The organism is Thioalkalivibrio sp. HL-Eb18, assembly GCF_000364985.1.
GTDB lineage: Bacteria > Pseudomonadota > Gammaproteobacteria > Ectothiorhodospirales > Ectothiorhodospiraceae > Thioalkalivibrio.
In genome coordinates this window covers 94,545-108,067 of record NZ_KB822970.1, presented here as the reverse complement: position 1 = coordinate 108,067, position 13,523 = coordinate 94,545, and the positions used below count along the sequence as shown (strand labels likewise).

28 protein-coding genes are annotated in these 13,523 nt (G+C 62.7%); all 28 read left to right on the top strand.

The window, feature by feature from the left end; all coding sequences use genetic code 11:
- Positions 1-459: EF-Tu/IF-2/RF-3 family GTPase (locus F813_RS0109660; RefSeq protein ID WP_017926382.1), on the top strand; the 459-nt coding region annotated here is incomplete at its 5' end.
- A gap of 5 nt (positions 460-464) precedes the next feature.
- Complete coding sequence (rpsJ, locus tag F813_RS0109655) at positions 465-776, top strand: 30S ribosomal protein S10 (protein WP_012983533.1); 312 nt, start codon at positions 465-467, stop codon at positions 774-776.
- Positions 777-887: 111 nt separating this feature from the next.
- Entirely contained in the window at positions 888-1,532 is a 645-nt protein-coding gene (rplC, locus tag F813_RS0109650) for a 50S ribosomal protein L3 (protein WP_012983532.1), read from the top strand.
- 5 nt (positions 1,533-1,537) lie between these two features.
- A complete protein-coding gene (gene rplD, locus F813_RS0109645) occupies positions 1,538-2,143 on the top strand; it encodes a 50S ribosomal protein L4 (RefSeq protein WP_012983531.1) in 606 nt (201 codons plus the stop codon).
- Complete coding sequence (gene rplW, locus F813_RS0109640; RefSeq protein ID WP_012983530.1) at positions 2,140-2,436, top strand: 50S ribosomal protein L23; 297 nt, start codon at positions 2,140-2,142, stop codon at positions 2,434-2,436. Before rplD ends, rplW begins: the two co-directional genes overlap by 4 nt.
- A gap of 2 nt (positions 2,437-2,438) precedes the next feature.
- Positions 2,439-3,260 carry a 50S ribosomal protein L2 gene (gene rplB, locus F813_RS0109635; RefSeq protein WP_012983529.1) on the top strand — a complete coding sequence of 274 codons (822 nt, stop codon included), beginning with the start codon at positions 2,439-2,441 and terminating at the stop codon, positions 3,258-3,260.
- Between the two features lie 12 nt (positions 3,261-3,272).
- The gene (rpsS, locus tag F813_RS0109630) at positions 3,273-3,545 is read left to right on the top strand and encodes a 30S ribosomal protein S19 (RefSeq protein WP_017926381.1); all 273 of its coding nucleotides are present in this window, start codon (positions 3,273-3,275) and stop codon (positions 3,543-3,545) included.
- Between the two features lie 9 nt (positions 3,546-3,554).
- Positions 3,555-3,893 (top strand): 50S ribosomal protein L22, encoded by a 339-nt coding sequence (rplV, locus tag F813_RS0109625; protein WP_012983527.1) that lies wholly within the window; start codon positions 3,555-3,557, stop codon positions 3,891-3,893.
- A gap of 2 nt (positions 3,894-3,895) precedes the next feature.
- Positions 3,896-4,576: a 30S ribosomal protein S3 gene (gene rpsC / locus F813_RS0109620; RefSeq protein WP_012983526.1), complete on the top strand. Its 681-nt coding sequence runs from the start codon at positions 3,896-3,898 to the stop codon at positions 4,574-4,576.
- A gap of 12 nt (positions 4,577-4,588) precedes the next feature.
- Positions 4,589-5,002 (top strand): 50S ribosomal protein L16, encoded by a 414-nt coding sequence (rplP, locus tag F813_RS0109615; RefSeq protein ID WP_012983525.1) that lies wholly within the window; start codon positions 4,589-4,591, stop codon positions 5,000-5,002.
- Positions 5,002-5,193: a 50S ribosomal protein L29 gene (rpmC, locus tag F813_RS0109610; RefSeq protein ID WP_017926380.1), complete on the top strand. Its 192-nt coding sequence runs from the start codon at positions 5,002-5,004 to the stop codon at positions 5,191-5,193. The genes rplP and rpmC overlap by 1 nt, the downstream gene beginning before the upstream one ends.
- Before the next feature lie 4 nt (positions 5,194-5,197).
- Positions 5,198-5,464: a 30S ribosomal protein S17 gene (rpsQ, locus tag F813_RS0109605; protein ID WP_012983523.1), complete on the top strand. Its 267-nt coding sequence runs from the start codon at positions 5,198-5,200 to the stop codon at positions 5,462-5,464.
- 21 nt (positions 5,465-5,485) lie between these two features.
- Positions 5,486-5,854, top strand: a complete 369-nt coding sequence (rplN, locus tag F813_RS0109600) for a 50S ribosomal protein L14 (RefSeq protein ID WP_012983522.1) — start codon at positions 5,486-5,488, stop codon at positions 5,852-5,854.
- A gap of 7 nt (positions 5,855-5,861) precedes the next feature.
- Positions 5,862-6,176, top strand: coding sequence for a 50S ribosomal protein L24 (gene rplX / locus F813_RS0109595; protein ID WP_012983521.1), 315 nt, complete (start codon positions 5,862-5,864; stop codon positions 6,174-6,176).
- A gap of 16 nt (positions 6,177-6,192) precedes the next feature.
- Positions 6,193-6,732 carry a 50S ribosomal protein L5 gene (gene rplE, locus F813_RS0109590; RefSeq protein ID WP_012983520.1) on the top strand — a complete coding sequence of 180 codons (540 nt, stop codon included), beginning with the start codon at positions 6,193-6,195 and terminating at the stop codon, positions 6,730-6,732.
- Positions 6,733-6,745: 13 nt separating this feature from the next.
- On the top strand, positions 6,746-7,051 hold the full coding sequence (gene rpsN, locus F813_RS0109585; protein WP_012983519.1) for a 30S ribosomal protein S14: 306 nt from the start codon (positions 6,746-6,748) through the stop codon (positions 7,049-7,051).
- A 13-nt stretch (positions 7,052-7,064) separates the two neighbouring features.
- On the top strand, positions 7,065-7,457 hold the full coding sequence (rpsH, locus tag F813_RS0109580) for a 30S ribosomal protein S8 (RefSeq protein WP_017926379.1): 393 nt from the start codon (positions 7,065-7,067) through the stop codon (positions 7,455-7,457).
- A 10-nt stretch (positions 7,458-7,467) separates the two neighbouring features.
- The gene (gene rplF / locus F813_RS0109575; RefSeq protein WP_017926378.1) at positions 7,468-7,998 is read left to right on the top strand and encodes a 50S ribosomal protein L6; all 531 of its coding nucleotides are present in this window, start codon (positions 7,468-7,470) and stop codon (positions 7,996-7,998) included.
- Positions 7,999-8,008: 10 nt separating this feature from the next.
- Positions 8,009-8,359 carry a 50S ribosomal protein L18 gene (rplR, locus tag F813_RS0109570; protein WP_017926377.1) on the top strand — a complete coding sequence of 117 codons (351 nt, stop codon included), beginning with the start codon at positions 8,009-8,011 and terminating at the stop codon, positions 8,357-8,359.
- A 27-nt stretch (positions 8,360-8,386) separates the two neighbouring features.
- On the top strand, positions 8,387-8,893 hold the full coding sequence (gene rpsE / locus F813_RS0109565) for a 30S ribosomal protein S5 (RefSeq protein ID WP_017926376.1): 507 nt from the start codon (positions 8,387-8,389) through the stop codon (positions 8,891-8,893).
- A gap of 2 nt (positions 8,894-8,895) precedes the next feature.
- Positions 8,896-9,075: a 50S ribosomal protein L30 gene (gene rpmD, locus F813_RS0109560; protein ID WP_012983514.1), complete on the top strand. Its 180-nt coding sequence runs from the start codon at positions 8,896-8,898 to the stop codon at positions 9,073-9,075.
- Between the two features lie 3 nt (positions 9,076-9,078).
- Entirely contained in the window at positions 9,079-9,513 is a 435-nt protein-coding gene (gene rplO / locus F813_RS0109555; RefSeq protein WP_012983513.1) for a 50S ribosomal protein L15, read from the top strand.
- The gene (gene secY / locus F813_RS0109550) at positions 9,513-10,859 is read left to right on the top strand and encodes a preprotein translocase subunit SecY (RefSeq protein ID WP_012983512.1); all 1,347 of its coding nucleotides are present in this window, start codon (positions 9,513-9,515) and stop codon (positions 10,857-10,859) included. Before rplO ends, secY begins: the two co-directional genes overlap by 1 nt.
- Positions 10,860-10,895: 36 nt before the next feature.
- Positions 10,896-11,009: a 50S ribosomal protein L36 gene (rpmJ, locus tag F813_RS0109545; RefSeq protein WP_012983511.1), complete on the top strand. Its 114-nt coding sequence runs from the start codon at positions 10,896-10,898 to the stop codon at positions 11,007-11,009.
- Positions 11,010-11,075: 66 nt separating this feature from the next.
- On the top strand, positions 11,076-11,432 hold the full coding sequence (rpsM, locus tag F813_RS0109540; protein WP_012983510.1) for a 30S ribosomal protein S13: 357 nt from the start codon (positions 11,076-11,078) through the stop codon (positions 11,430-11,432).
- 21 nt (positions 11,433-11,453) lie between these two features.
- Positions 11,454-11,843 (top strand): 30S ribosomal protein S11, encoded by a 390-nt coding sequence (gene rpsK, locus F813_RS0109535; protein WP_012983509.1) that lies wholly within the window; start codon positions 11,454-11,456, stop codon positions 11,841-11,843.
- A gap of 15 nt (positions 11,844-11,858) precedes the next feature.
- Positions 11,859-12,479 carry a 30S ribosomal protein S4 gene (rpsD, locus tag F813_RS0109530; RefSeq protein WP_012983508.1) on the top strand — a complete coding sequence of 207 codons (621 nt, stop codon included), beginning with the start codon at positions 11,859-11,861 and terminating at the stop codon, positions 12,477-12,479.
- Positions 12,480-12,509: 30 nt separating this feature from the next.
- Positions 12,510-13,496 carry a DNA-directed RNA polymerase subunit alpha gene (gene rpoA / locus F813_RS0109525; protein WP_012983507.1) on the top strand — a complete coding sequence of 329 codons (987 nt, stop codon included), beginning with the start codon at positions 12,510-12,512 and terminating at the stop codon, positions 13,494-13,496.
- Positions 13,497-13,523: the final 27 nt, after the last annotated feature.

Below are 13,523 nucleotides of genomic sequence, written 5' to 3'. Positions count from 1 at the left end.
ATCGAGATTGTCGGTATCCGCGACACCCAGAAGACCACCGTCACGGGTGTCGAGATGTTCCGCAAGCTGCTGGACCAGGGCGAAGCGGGCGACAACGTGGGCATTCTGCTGCGTGGTACCAAGCGCGACGAAGTGCAGCGTGGTCAGGTGCTGTGCAAGCCGGGTTCGATTACGCCGCACACGCATTTCGAGGCTGAGGTGTACATTCTGGGCAAGGACGAGGGTGGTCGTCATACCCCGTTCTTCAATGGTTATCGCCCGCAGTTCTACTTCCGCACGACCGATGTGACGGGTTCGGTGGAGCTGCCGGAAGGCACCGAGATGGTGATGCCGGGTGACAACGTGAAGATGACCGTGTCGCTGATCAGCCCGATCGCGATGGAAGATGGTCTGCGCTTTGCGATTCGCGAAGGCGGCCGTACCGTCGGCGCCGGCGTCGTATCCAAGATTATTGAGTGAGTGAGATGGCAAACCAGCGTATCCGAATTCGCCTGAAGGCCTTTGATCATCGACTGATCGACCGTTCCGCGGCCGAGATCGTCGAGACCGCGAAGCGCACGGGCGCCCGCGTGAAGGGGCCAATCCCGCTCCCGACCAAGCGTGAGTCGTACACGGTCCTGATCTCGCCGCACGTCAACAAGGACGCGCGAGACCAGTACGAGCTGCGTACGCACAAGCGCTTGATGGACATCCTCGATCCGACCGACAAGACCGTGGATGCCCTGATGAAGCTGGATCTCGCCGCCGGCGTGAATGTTCAGATTCGACTTAACTAACTCGTAACTTTCTGCCATACTATTGGGCTTTCCGTGGCCCGGCGGGATTGTTCGCCGGGCCACGGCTTTAGGGCGCTTGCCAGCGCCGTTCGATACGGAAGGGGTTTTGCAATGGCCATTGGACTCATCGGTCGCAAACTAGGCATGAGCCGCGTCTTCACTGACGACGGCGTCTCCGTGCCGGTGACTGTGCTGCAGGTGGACAACAATCGCGTGGTCCAGATCAAGCGCAGCGAAGGCGACGGCTACAACGCGGTCCAGGTGACGGCCGGCGCACGCAAGGCGTCCCGGGTCAGCAAGCCCGAAGCAGGGCACTATGCGGCGGCCTCGGTCGAGCCTGGGCGCGGTCTCTGGGAATTCCGTGTTGAGGCGGATGAGCTCGAGGGCCTGGCCCCGGGTGACGCCATCACGGTCGATCGCTTTGAGGAAGGTCAGGTCGTTGACGTGACCTCTCAGAGCAAGGGCAAGGGTTTCCAGGGTGCGGTCAAGCGTCATAACTTCCGCACGCAAGACGCGACCCACGGTAACTCGCTGGCGCACCGCGCCCCGGGTTCGATCGGGCAGAACCAGAGCCCGGGTCGTGTGTTCAAGGGCAAGAAGATGGCGGGCCACATGGGCGCCGAGCGCAAGACGATCCAGAACCTGAAGGTTGTTCGGGTGGATGCGGATCGCAGCCTCGTGCTGATCCAGGGCGCGGTGCCGGGTGCGCCCAGCACTGACGTGATGATTCGTCCGGCCGTCAAGGCGAAGGGTTGAAGACAATGCAAGTAACGACAGCCGATACCGGTGCCAGCGTGGAGTTGTCGCCCGTGTGCTTCGAGCGCGACTTCAACGAGTCGCTGGTCCACCAGAGCGTGGTCGCGTTCCTCGCGGGGCAGCGCCAGGGAACCCGTGCGCAGAAGACGCGCTCCGACGTGAGCGGCGGTGGTGCGAAGCCGTTTCGCCAGAAAGGTACGGGCCGCGCCCGGGCCGGTACGATCCGCAGTCCGCTGTGGACCGGTGGCGGGAAGGTTTTCGCCGCGCGCACCCGGGACTTTTCGCAGAAGCTGAACAAGAAAATGTATCGCGCCGCGATGGCCTCGATCCTCTCCGAGCTGGTCCGTCAGGAGCGGCTGAAGGTGGTGGCTGACTTCGCGGTGGCATCGGGCAAGACCCGCGACGGCGTGGCCAAGCTCAAGGAGCTGGGTCTCGCGAAGGGGCTGGTCGTTCTCGCCGAGGCCGATGACATGACCGCTCGTGCGCTGGGTAACGTCCCGCACATCGACGTCGTCGACGTGGCCGGCATCAACCCGGCCAACCTGGTCGGCGCGGAGACGGTCGTGATGACCGAGGCGGCGATCCGCAAGGTTGAGGAGTGGCTGGCATGAATGCGCGTCTGATGCAGGTAATTCAGGGCCCGGTGGTTTCCGAGAAATCCACCATGGCCGGCGAAGTCGGTCAGTACGTCTTCCGCGTGCTGCCTGATGCGAGCAAAGAAGAGATCAAGGCGGCGGTCGAGCATCTGTTCCAGGTGCGGGTCGAGAATGTCCGCACCCTGAACCAGCAGGGCAAGAAGAAGCGCTTTGGCCGCCTCTTCGGGCGCCGCAATCACTGGAAGAAGGCCTATGTCGCGCTGGCCGAAGGCGAGAGCATCGACATGGGTGAAGGAGACCAGGTCTAGTCATGGCGATTATCAAGACGAATCCGACTTCGGCCGGTCGTCGTCACGCGGTACAGATCCGTGGCGACAACCTGTACAAGGGTGCGCCGCATGCCGCGCTGGTCGAGAAAAAGACCCGCACCGGCGGCCGTAACAATACGGGCCGTATTACGACGCGGCACGTGGGGGGCGGGCACAAGCAGCGTTACCGCGTGGTCGACTTCAAGCGCAACAAGGACAACGTGCCGGCGCGGGTCGAGCGTCTGGAGTATGATCCGAACCGCAGCGCCCACCTGGCCCTGTTGCTGTACGCCGACGGCGAGCGTCGCTACATCATCGCGCCGAAGGGTCTGAACCAGGGCGACCAGGTCGCGAGTGGAAACCAGGCCCCGATTCGCCCGGGCAACGCGATGCCGCTGCGCTCGATTCCGGTCGGTACCACGGTCCATTGTGTCGAGCTCAAGCCCGGCAAGGGCGCCCAGATGGTCCGGTCCGCCGGGACGTCCGCACAGGTCGTGGCCCGTGAAGGGCAGCACGCGACCCTGCGCCTGGGTTCGGGCGAGATGCGCCGCGTCCTGTCCGAGTGCCGCGCCGTGGTGGGCGAAGTCGGTCATTCCGAGCACAGCCTGAAGAAGTACGGCAAGGCCGGCGCGAAGCGCTGGAAGGGTGTTCGTCCGACTGTGCGTGGTACCGCCATGAACCCGGTCGACCACCCGCATGGTGGTGGCGAAGGCCGCAACTTCGGCCGTCATCCGGTGACCCCGTGGGGTCGTCCGACCAAGGGTTACAAGACCCGCAATAACAAGCGTACCGACGGCATGATCGTGCGTCGGCGTAAGAAGTAACGGAGTCCCAGCATGCCGCGTTCACTGAAGAAAGGCCCGTTCGTCGACCATCACCTGCGCAAGAAGGTGGAAGACGCGGTCGAGAAGAGCGATCGTCGACCGATCAAGACCTGGTCTCGGCGTTCGATGATCATCCCGCAAATGGTCGGGCTGACCATCGCCGTCCACAACGGCCGGCAGCACGTGCCTGTCCTCGTCAACGAGAACATGGTGGGCCACAAGCTGGGCGAATTTGCCTTGACGCGGACCTTCAAGGGTCATATCGCGAACAAGAAGTCGCGCTGAGGACGAACGATGGAAACGATTGCAAAACTGCGTTTCGCGCGGATCTCCCCGCAAAAGGCCCGCCTGGTCGCTGACCAGGTGCGGGGCCTGCGGGTCGAGGAGGCGCTCAACGAGCTCACGTTCAGCGCGAAGAAGCCGGCTGCCATTGTGAAGAAGGTGCTGGAGTCGGCGATCGCGAACGCGGAGAACAACGACGGCGCTGATATCGACGAGCTGCGCATCTCGCGCATCCAGGTCGATGAAGGGCCGGTGCTCAAGCGGATGCATGCGCGTGCCAAGGGCCGCGGTAACCGCATCCTCAAGCGTACCAGCCATATCGTCATCGGCGTCAGCGAGAAGGGAGCCTAAGCATGGGTCAGAAAGTACATCCGACCGGCATCCGCCTGGGCATCTCTCGCCCGTGGTCGGCCACCTGGTACGCCGACGGTCGCGAGTTTGGCGAAACGTTGAACAACGACATCAAGCTGCGCGAGTTTCTGCAGAAGAAACTGGCCCACGCGTCGGTAAGCCGCATCAGTATCTCGCGCCCGGCCAAGGCCGCGCACATTACGATTCAGACCGCGCGTCCCGGGATCGTGATTGGCAAGAAGGGCGAGGACATCGAGAAGCTGCGCCAGGATGTGGCACGCGAGACCGGGCTGGAGAAAGGAACGGTCAAGATCAACATCGAAGAGGTGCGCAAGCCCGAGATCGAGGCCCAGTTGGTCGCCGAAGGGATCGCCCAGCAGCTGGAACGCCGCATCATGTTCCGGCGTGCGATGAAGCGCGCCGTCGGGAACGCGATGCGCCTTGGGGCCCAGGGCATCAAGGTGCACGTGTCTGGCCGCCTGAACGGCGCCGAGATTGCGCGCTCCGAATGGTACCGCGAAGGCCGCGTGCCGCTGCATACCCTGCGAGCCGATATCGACTACGGGTTTGCGGAAGCGCGGACCACCTACGGGATCATTGGCGTGAAGGTGTGGATCTTCAAGGGCGAGGTCTTTGGCCTGGAGCCGACCGAAGGGACCCGTGCCGCCGCCAACGCGAGCTAGGACTGAAAGATCATGCTGCAGCCAAAAAGAACCAAGTTCCGCAAGCAGTTCAAGGGCCGTAACCGAGGCATGGCCTCGACCGGCGCCAAGGTCAGCTTCGGCGAATACGGCCTGCAGGCCGTCGAGCGGGGCCGCATTACGGCCCGCCAGATCGAGGCCGCGCGTCGCGCGATGGTCCGCCACATCAAGCGTGGCGGGAAGATCTGGATCCGGGTGTTCCCGGATGTGCCGGTGACCAAGAAGCCGCTTGAAGTCCGTATGGGTAAGGGTAAGGGCGGCGTCGAGTACTGGGTCTGCAAGGTGCAGCCTGGTCGCATGCTCTACGAAATGGAAGGTGTGCACGAGGACGTGGCGCGTGAGGCGATGCGTCTGGCGGCCGCCAAGTTGCCGGTGAAGACGGTGTTTACCCGTCGGCAGGTGATGTGATGAAAGCGAGCGAACTGAGAAAGAAATCCGACGACGAGCTCAACACCGAGCTCGAGGCGCTCTACAAGGAGCAGTTCGGGCTGCGCATGCAGAAGGCCGTCGGCCAGCTGGCGCGCCCCGATCGGGTGGGCAAGGTCCGGCGCGAGATCGCGCAGATCAAGACGCTGATGAACGAACGAAAGGCAGGCTAAGAAGATGACCGAGCAAGTCTCCAAAACCCAGCGATCCGTCGTTGGGCGCGTGATCAGCGACAAGATGGACAAGACCCGCACGGTCCTGGTCGAACGCCGCGTGCGTCATCCGCTGTATGGCAAGTTCATTCGGCGCAGCACCAAGCTGCACGTCCATGACGAGGAAAATGTCTCGCGCATGGGTGACCGGGTGCGTATCCGTGAGTGCCGGCCGATGTCCAAGCAGAAGCGCTTTGCCCTGATCGAAGTGGTCGGGCACGACGCGCTCTAATCGGCCGCTGGGAGAGAAGTCATGATTCAAATGCAGACCGTTCTCGAGGCCGCCGACAACAGCGGCGCCCGTCGCATCCAGTGCATTAAGGTGCTGGGTGGCTCGCACCGTCGCTATGCACGCGTGGGCGATGTGATCAAGGTGAGCGTCAAGGACGCCATCCCGCGAGGCAAAGTCAAGAAAGGCGACGTCTACAATGCGGTCGTCGTGCGCACCGCCGCGGGTGTTCGGCGCCCCGATGGTTCGATCATTCGTTTCGACCGCAATGCGGCGGTGCTGCTGAACAATCAGCATCAGCCGATCGGCACTCGTATCTTCGGGCCGGTGACGCGTGAACTGCGAGGGGAGAAGTACATGAAGATCATCTCCCTCGCCCCGGAAGTGCTGTGAGGTCGTCATGAATAAGATTCGCAAAGGCGACGACGTCGTCGTGATCGCAGGAAAGGACAAGGGCCGTCGCGGCACCATCATCAAGGTGCTGGAAGGCAAGGTCCTGGTCCAGAACATCAACATGGTGAAGAAGCATCAGAAGCCGAATCCGCAGCGCGGGATCGGTGGCGGGATCATCGAGAAGGAAATGCCGATCGATGTCTCCAATGTGATGCTCTTCAACCCGGCAACCGACAAGGGTGATCGCGTGTCGTTCAAGACCCTGGAAGACGGCCGCAAGGTGCGTGTCTTCCGATCGAACGGCGAGGTCGTGGACGCATAACGCGGACGGACGGTTTATGGAACGCTTGAGAGAAGAATACGAATCCAACGTGAAGCAGGCGCTGCAGAAGCAGTTCAGCTATGCCAACGTGATGGAGATCCCGCGTGTCACCAAGGTGACCCTGAATATGGGTCTGGGTGATGCAGTTGCGGACAAGAAGATCATTGAGCACGCGGTCAGTGACATGACGGCCATCGCCGGGCAGAAGCCCGTGGTGACGAAGGCCCGCAAGTCGATCGCCGGGTTCAAGATCCGTGACGGCTATCCGATCGGTTGCAAGGTGACCCTTCGTAGCCGGCAGATGTACGAGTTCCTCGATCGCCTGATCAACGTGGCGTTGCCGCGCGTGCGAGACTTCCGTGGTTTCAGTGCCAAGGCGTTCGATGGCCGTGGGAACTACTCCATGGGTATCAAGGAACAGATCATCTTTCCCGAGATTGATTATGACCGTGTCGACAAGATTCGCGGCATGGACATCACGATCACAACCAGCGCGAAGACGGACGAGGAAGCCAAGGCCCTGCTAGAAGCCTTCCGTTTCCCGTTCCGGAACTAAGAGGTAGGCGCACATGGCGAAGACATCGATGATCGAGCGCGAGAAAAAGCGCGCCCGTCTGGTCCAGAAATATGCCGCAAAGCGTGCGGAACTGAAGGCCATCCTGGTGGACGAAACCAAGTCCTCCGAGGAACGCCTGGCCGCGATGCATGCATTGCAGAAACTGCCGCGCGACTCCGCGGCGGTGCGACAGACCAACCGCTGTGGCGTCACCGGTCGCCCGAAAGGTTATTACCGTCGGTTCGGTCTTGGGCGGAACAAGCTGCGGGAGCACGCCATGAAGGGCGAAATCCCGGGCCTGCGCAAGTCGAGCTGGTAAGGAGACAGAAGCAATGATGACCGATCCGATTTCCGACATGCTGACCCGCGTGCGCAATGCGCAGCGCGCGAACAAGGAGCAGGTCGCGATCCCGTTCAGCAAGGCCAAGGAACGAATCCTCAAGGTGTTTGCCGACGAGGGCTATGTGGGCGACGTCCAGGTGGAGGGCGAGGCCGCGCAGAAGAAGCTGGTGGTGAAGCTGAAATATTTCGAGGGGCGTCCGGTCATCGAGAGCGTTGAACGGATCTCCCGCCCGGGCTTGCGGATCTACCGCGGCAAGGACGAGCTCCCGCGCATTAACCAGGGGCTCGGTGTCGCGGTGATTTCCACGCCGCAGGGTGTCATGAGTGATCGCGCAGCCCGGGCCGCCGGCCAGGGCGGCGAGGTCCTCTGCAAGATTTACTGAGGAATCAGCCATGTCGCGCATTGCAAACCTGCCGATCAAGCTGCCCAACGGCGTGGCCGTGGAGCAGGCGGACGGCGAGATCAAGGTCAAGGGCCCGAAGGGCGAGTTGCAGCTGAGCTGCCCCGAGGCCGTGACGGTCACGGTCGAAGACGGTGTCGTTCAGGTCAAGCCCAACGAGCACGCCAAGAACACGGCCCTGGCGGGCACGATCCGCGCCATCCTGGGCAACCATGTGCATGGCGTGAGCGAAGGCTTCGAGCGCAAGCTCGAGCTGGTGGGCGTCGGCTACCGCGCGCAGATGCAGGGCGCGAAGCTGAACCTGACGCTGGGCTATTCGCACCCGATCGAGTTTGAAGTGCCCGAAGGGGTCACGATCGAGACGCCCAGCGCGACCGAGGTCGTAGTGAAGGGGACGGATCGCCAGAAGGTGGGCCAGGTGGCTGCGAACATTCGCGCCTTCCGCCCGCCGGAGCCCTATAAGGGCAAGGGCGTGAAGTACAAAGACGAGCGCATTGTGCGTAAAGAAGCCAAGAAGAAGTAGGTAGGCACCAGTGGACAAGAAAGAGGCCAGACTTAAGAGGGCGCGTCGCGCGCGGTTCAAGATCCGCGAGCTGGGGGTGCATCGTCTCTGTATTCACCGGACGCCCCGCCACATGTATGCGCAGATCATTGCCCCTTCGGGCGACGCGGTCGTGGCTGCGGCCTCCACCGTCGAGAAGGAGATGAAAAGCGCCGGCAACACCGGGAACGCCGAGGCGGCGGCCCGCGTCGGCCAGGCGATCGCCGAGCGCGCAAAGAAAGCCGGAATCGAACAGGTCGCGTTCGACCGTGCGGGCTTTCGTTATCACGGACGGGTCAAGGCCCTGGCCGACGCCGCCCGTGAAAACGGCCTGCAGTTCTAGTCCATCGCGACCCACCGGAGAAGATAAATGGCACGTAATGATGTAAGCGAAGCCACCGACGGCCTGCAGGAAAAGCTGATCGGCGTGAACCGCGTGGCCAAAGTGGTCAAGGGCGGCCGTCAATTCCGTTTCGCGGCGTTGACGGTGGTTGGCGACGGCGAAGGTCGCGTTGGTTTCGGCTACGGCAAGGCCCGCGAGGTCCCGCAGGCGATCCAGAAGGCGATGCAGCAGGCGCGTCAGGAGATGCGCGAGGTCTCGCTGAAGGACGGCACGCTGCACTATGCGGTCAACGGCCGTCATGGTGCCGCCAAGGTGTACATGCAGCCGGCCTCCGAGGGTACGGGTGTCATCGCCGGTGGTGCGATGCGCGCGGTCCTCGAAGTGGCGGGTGTGCACAATGTGCTGGCCAAGTGTGTTGGCTCGCGCAATCCGATCAACGTCGTGCAGGCGACCATCGACGGGCTCACCAAAGTGAACTCGCCGGAACGTGTCGCTGCCAAGCGCGGCAAGTCTGTCGACGAAGTGACGAGCTAGTCATGAGCAAGCTGAAACTGACCCTGGTGCGCAGCACCGCCGGACGGCTGAAGAACCACAAGGCCTGTGTCCGCGGCCTCGGCCTGCGCAAGACCCACAGCACCTCTGTGATCGAGGCCACCCCCGAGAATCTCGGCATGGTCCGCAAGGTGTCGTACCTGCTGAAGGTAGAGGAAGTCTGACCTATGCGACTCAACGATATTTCCAGTCCCGCCGGCGCCCGCAAGCCGGGCAAGCGTGTGGGTCGTGGTATCGGCTCCGGTCTGGGCAAGACCGGCGGTCGTGGCCACAAGGGCCAGAAGTCCCGCTCGGGCGGTTTCACCAAGACCGGATTCGAGGGCGGCCAGATGCCGTTGCAGCGCCGTCTGCCCAAGGTGGGCTTTCGTTCGCGCAAGCAGCGCTATTCGGCCGAGGTGCGCCTGAGCGAACTGGCCAAGGTCGACGGCGAGATTACGCTGGAGAGCCTGAAGAAGGCCGGCGTGATTCCCGAGATTACCCAGACCGCGAAGATCTTTGCGTCCGGTGAAGTCACCCAGGCCTGCGTCGTCAAGGGCGTGGGCGTGACCAAGGGGGCCAAGGCAGCCATTGAGGCGGCCGGCGGGAGCGTCGAGGCCGAATAATGGCGCGTGGAGCGACAGCACGATCCGGTGGCGGGCTCACCGGCTTTACCGAGTTGCGTCAACGCCTGCTGTTCGTGCTGGGCGCTCTGGTCGTCTACCGCATCGGGACGTTCATTCCGGTGCCGGGGATCAACCCGGTCGCTGTATCGCAGTTCTTCGAACAGCAAAGCGGCACGATCCTGGACATGTTCAACATGTTTTCCGGGGGTGCGCTGGAGCGGCTGTCGATCTTCGCCCTCGGCGTGATGCCGTATATCTCGGCCGCGATCATTATGCAGTTGCTGGCCGCGACCGTGCCGGCGCTGCAACAGCTGAAGAAGGAAGGCGAGCAAGGCCGCCGCAAGATTACGCAATACACGCGCTACGGGACCGTCGCGCTCGCGCTGTTTCAGAGTATCGGGATCGGGATCGCGCTGAACGGGCAGACCATTCAGGGGATGCCGATGGCGCTGAACCCGGGGCCGATCTTTATCTTTACGGTCGTCGTGTCGCTGGTGACGGGGACGCTGTTCCTGATGTGGCTGGGCGAGCAGATCACCGAGCGCGGGATCGGCAACGGGATCTCGATCATTATCTTCGCCGGGATCGTGGCGGGACTTCCGGGTGCCATTGGCGGGACCCTGGAACTGGCGCGTACCGGTGAACTGGCAGCGGCGTTTGTGGTGATCCTGATCGTGCTGGCGCTGGCGGTGACCGCCTTCGTGGTGTTTGTCGAACGTGGGCAGCGGCGGGTCACGATCAACTACGCCAAGCGTCAGGTCGGGAGAAAGGTCGTCGGTGGCCAGTCTTCCCACCTGCCGCTGAAGCTGAATATGGCGGGCGTGATCCCGCCGATCTTTGCGTCGAGTATCATTCTGTTCCCCTCGACCCTGGGGCAATGGTTTGGACAGGCGGAAGGCATGGACTGGCTGCGCGAGCTGTCGACGACACTCGCGCCCGGTCAGCCGCTGTACGTGGGCTTCTACGCGGCGGCCATCATTTTCTTCTGTTTCTTCTATACCGCGCTGGTGTTCAATTCGCGCGATACGGCGGAAAACCTGAAGAAGCAGGGCGCCTTCATCCCGGGGATCCGGCCGGGCGTCCAGACGGAACGGTTTATCGACGGGGTCATGACCCGGTTGACCGCGGTGGGTGCGGTGTACATTACCGCCGTGTGTCTGCTTCCGGAGTTCCTGATCCTGTACTGGAACGTGCCCTTCTACTTTGGTGGGACGTCGCTGCTGATCATCGTGATCGTGGTGATGGACTTCATGGCCCAGTTGCAATCGCACCTGGTGTCGCACCAGTACGAAGGATTGATGAAAAAGGCGAATCTGAAGGGGTTCGGCGGGACCGGGATCCGCTAGACCATCCCGTTGGGAATCCGTTGAAGGAGAAAGACCATGAAGGTACGGGCATCCGTAAAGCCGATCTGCCGCAACTGCAAGGTGATCCGGCGTAATGGCGTGGTCCGCGTGATTTGCTCGGACAAGCGCCACAAGCAACGCCAGGGCTAAGGCTTGGCGTCACTGGTATTCATTGCTACTATAGCCGGCTTTGCCGGTTTCTGATGGAGATGTTGGATGGCTCGCGTCGCTGGAATCAATATTCCTGACCAGAAGCACACCGTGGTTGCGCTGACCGCGATCTATGGCATTGGCCCGACTCGGGCCCGCCAGATCTGCGAGGCCGCCGGTGTGCGTCCGGAAATCAAGGTGCGGGATCTGACCGATGCCGAAGTCGACGCTCTGCGTGCGCAGATCGATCGCATTCCGGTGGAAGGGGATCTGCGTCGCGAGATCAGCATGAACATCAAGCGGTTGATGGATCTGGGCTGCTATCGCGGGGTGCGTCATCGTCGCGGCCTGCCGCTGCGCGGCCAGCAGACGCAGACGAACGCCCGGACCCGCAAGGGCCCGCGTCGCCCGATTCGTAAGTAATCAGACTGGGATCACAGGTACATGGCACAAGCGCAGACCCGGACCAAGAAAAAGGTCCGCAAAAATATCGCCGAGGGCGTGGCACACGTGTACGCCACGTTCAACAATACGATCATCACCATCACCGATCGTCAGGGCAACACGATCAGCTGGGCGACCTCCGGTGGCTCCGGCTTCCGTGGCTCGCGCAAGTCGACCCCGTTCGCAGCCCAGGTGGCCGCGGAACGCGCCGGTTCGGCTGCGGCCGAGCACGGCGTGAAAAATCTCGACGTGATGGTGCGCGGTCCGGGGCCGGGTCGCGAGTCGGCGGTACGTGCGCTGAACAATGCGGGGTTCAAGATCACCAACATCAGTGATGTGACCCCGATCCCCCACAACGGCTGCCGGCCGCCCAAGAAACGCCGCGTTTAAGGCTGGAGTTCAAGAATGGCTCGTTACATTGGACCGAAATGCAAGTTGAGTCGCCGCGAAGGCGTGGACCTGGGGCTGAAGAGCCGGGCGCGCGCGCTGGAGACCAAGTGCAAGCTGGACAAAGCCCCGGGGCAGCACGGCGAACGCCGTACCCGCCTGTCCGATTACGCCGTGCAGCTGCGTGAAAAGCAGAAGCTGCGCCGTATCTACGGGGTGCTGGAAAAGCAGTTCCGTAACTATTACAAGAAGGCCGCTCAGCGCAAGGGCTCGACGGGTGAAAACCTGCTGAAGCTGCTGGAAGGCCGTCTGGACAACGTCGTGTATCGCATGGGCTTCGGCAGCACTCGCTCCGAGGCGCGTCAGCTGGTCTCGCACCGCGCGGTGCTGGTCAATGGCCAGGTGGTGAACATCGCCGCCTACCAGGTGCAGCCGTCCGACGTGGTCAGCATTCGCGAGAAGGCACGCAAGCAGGTGCGTATCCAGGACTCCATGACGCTGGCCGAGCAGAGCGGTTTTCCGTCCTGGGTGGAAGTGGACACGAGCAAGTTCGAGGGCACCTTCAAGGCGATCCCGGACCGCTCCGACCTGCCCGCCGACATCAACGAGTCGCTCGTCGTCGAGCTGTACTCGAAGTAACCGTATAGCGGCCTTCCGCCAGGAGACACCATGCAGTCCAACGAACTGGTCAAGAAACAACAGATCGAGGTCGAGGCCGAAAACCGGAACCAGGCCAAGGTCGCGCTGGAACCGCTCGAGCGGGGCTTCGGTCACACGCTGGGCAACGCCCTGCGCCGCGTGCTGCTGTCGTCGATCCCGGGTGCCGCGATCGTCGAGGCCCGTATCGAGGGCGTGCTGCACGAGTACACCGCGATCGAGGGCGTGCAGGAAGACGTGGTCGACATCCTGCTGAATCTGAAGGGTGTGGCGCTGCGCATGCACAGCCGCGAAGAATCGACGCTGAGCCTGAAGAAGAAGGGCCCGTGCGTGGTGACCGCCGGTGACATCACCGTGGATCACGATGTCGAAGTGGTGAACCCGGAACATGTGATCGCGACGATTACCAAGAACGTCGAAATCGACATGACGCTGACCGCCCGTGCCGGCCGCGGGTACGAGCCGGTGAGCACTCGCCGCCAGGCCGAAGGCGACGAGACCGGTATTGGTCGTCTGCTGCTGGATGCCAGCTTCAGCCCGATCCGCCGCGTGGCCTACCGTGTCGAGAGCGCCCGTCTGGCGCAGCGTACCGATATGGATCGTCTGGTGCTCGAGCTCGAGACCAACGGTGCGATCGCGCCGGATGACGCGGTCCGTCAGGCCGCGACGATCCTGCAGGGCCAGCTGGCCCCGTTCGTGGATCTCCAGGAAGAGACGGGCGAAGTGCCGGGTACGACCGCGGGCGCGATCGATCCGATTCTGCTGCGTCCGGTGGACGAGCTGGAGCTGACCGTGCGGTCGGCGAACTGCCTGAAGGCCGAGAACCTGTACTACATCGGGGATCTGGTGCAGCGCACCGAGGTTGAGCTGCTGCGTGCGCCCAACCTGGGGAAGAAGTCGCTGACCGAGATCAAGGACACGCTGGCCACTCACGGTCTGTCGCTCGGGATGCGTCTCGAGAACTGGCCGCCGCCGGGTCTGCGCGACGACAACGAGTAATCACGGCGCTTCGCGCCAACCGTATTT

Coding starts and splice junctions, on each gene's coding strand:
- rpsJ (WP_012983533.1), top strand. CDS start 465: ATGGCAAACCAGCGTATCCGAATTCGCCTGAAGGCCTTTGATCATCGA.
- rplC (WP_012983532.1), top strand. CDS start 888: ATGGCCATTGGACTCATCGGTCGCAAACTAGGCATGAGCCGCGTCTTC.
- rplD (WP_012983531.1), top strand. CDS start 1,538: ATGCAAGTAACGACAGCCGATACCGGTGCCAGCGTGGAGTTGTCGCCC.
- rplW (WP_012983530.1), top strand. CDS start 2,140: ATGAATGCGCGTCTGATGCAGGTAATTCAGGGCCCGGTGGTTTCCGAG.
- rplB (WP_012983529.1), top strand. CDS start 2,439: ATGGCGATTATCAAGACGAATCCGACTTCGGCCGGTCGTCGTCACGCG.
- rpsS (WP_017926381.1), top strand. CDS start 3,273: ATGCCGCGTTCACTGAAGAAAGGCCCGTTCGTCGACCATCACCTGCGC.
- rplV (WP_012983527.1), top strand. CDS start 3,555: ATGGAAACGATTGCAAAACTGCGTTTCGCGCGGATCTCCCCGCAAAAG.
- rpsC (WP_012983526.1), top strand. CDS start 3,896: ATGGGTCAGAAAGTACATCCGACCGGCATCCGCCTGGGCATCTCTCGC.
- rplP (WP_012983525.1), top strand. CDS start 4,589: ATGCTGCAGCCAAAAAGAACCAAGTTCCGCAAGCAGTTCAAGGGCCGT.
- rpmC (WP_017926380.1), top strand. CDS start 5,002: ATGAAAGCGAGCGAACTGAGAAAGAAATCCGACGACGAGCTCAACACC.
- rpsQ (WP_012983523.1), top strand. CDS start 5,198: ATGACCGAGCAAGTCTCCAAAACCCAGCGATCCGTCGTTGGGCGCGTG.
- rplN (WP_012983522.1), top strand. CDS start 5,486: ATGATTCAAATGCAGACCGTTCTCGAGGCCGCCGACAACAGCGGCGCC.
- rplX (WP_012983521.1), top strand. CDS start 5,862: ATGAATAAGATTCGCAAAGGCGACGACGTCGTCGTGATCGCAGGAAAG.
- rplE (WP_012983520.1), top strand. CDS start 6,193: ATGGAACGCTTGAGAGAAGAATACGAATCCAACGTGAAGCAGGCGCTG.
- rpsN (WP_012983519.1), top strand. CDS start 6,746: ATGGCGAAGACATCGATGATCGAGCGCGAGAAAAAGCGCGCCCGTCTG.
- rpsH (WP_017926379.1), top strand. CDS start 7,065: ATGATGACCGATCCGATTTCCGACATGCTGACCCGCGTGCGCAATGCG.
- rplF (WP_017926378.1), top strand. CDS start 7,468: ATGTCGCGCATTGCAAACCTGCCGATCAAGCTGCCCAACGGCGTGGCC.
- rpsE (WP_017926376.1), top strand. CDS start 8,387: ATGGCACGTAATGATGTAAGCGAAGCCACCGACGGCCTGCAGGAAAAG.
- rpmD (WP_012983514.1), top strand. CDS start 8,896: ATGAGCAAGCTGAAACTGACCCTGGTGCGCAGCACCGCCGGACGGCTG.
- rplO (WP_012983513.1), top strand. CDS start 9,079: ATGCGACTCAACGATATTTCCAGTCCCGCCGGCGCCCGCAAGCCGGGC.
- secY (WP_012983512.1), top strand. CDS start 9,513: ATGGCGCGTGGAGCGACAGCACGATCCGGTGGCGGGCTCACCGGCTTT.
- rpmJ (WP_012983511.1), top strand. CDS start 10,896: ATGAAGGTACGGGCATCCGTAAAGCCGATCTGCCGCAACTGCAAGGTG.
- rpsM (WP_012983510.1), top strand. CDS start 11,076: ATGGCTCGCGTCGCTGGAATCAATATTCCTGACCAGAAGCACACCGTG.
- rpsK (WP_012983509.1), top strand. CDS start 11,454: ATGGCACAAGCGCAGACCCGGACCAAGAAAAAGGTCCGCAAAAATATC.
- rpsD (WP_012983508.1), top strand. CDS start 11,859: ATGGCTCGTTACATTGGACCGAAATGCAAGTTGAGTCGCCGCGAAGGC.
- rpoA (WP_012983507.1), top strand. CDS start 12,510: ATGCAGTCCAACGAACTGGTCAAGAAACAACAGATCGAGGTCGAGGCC.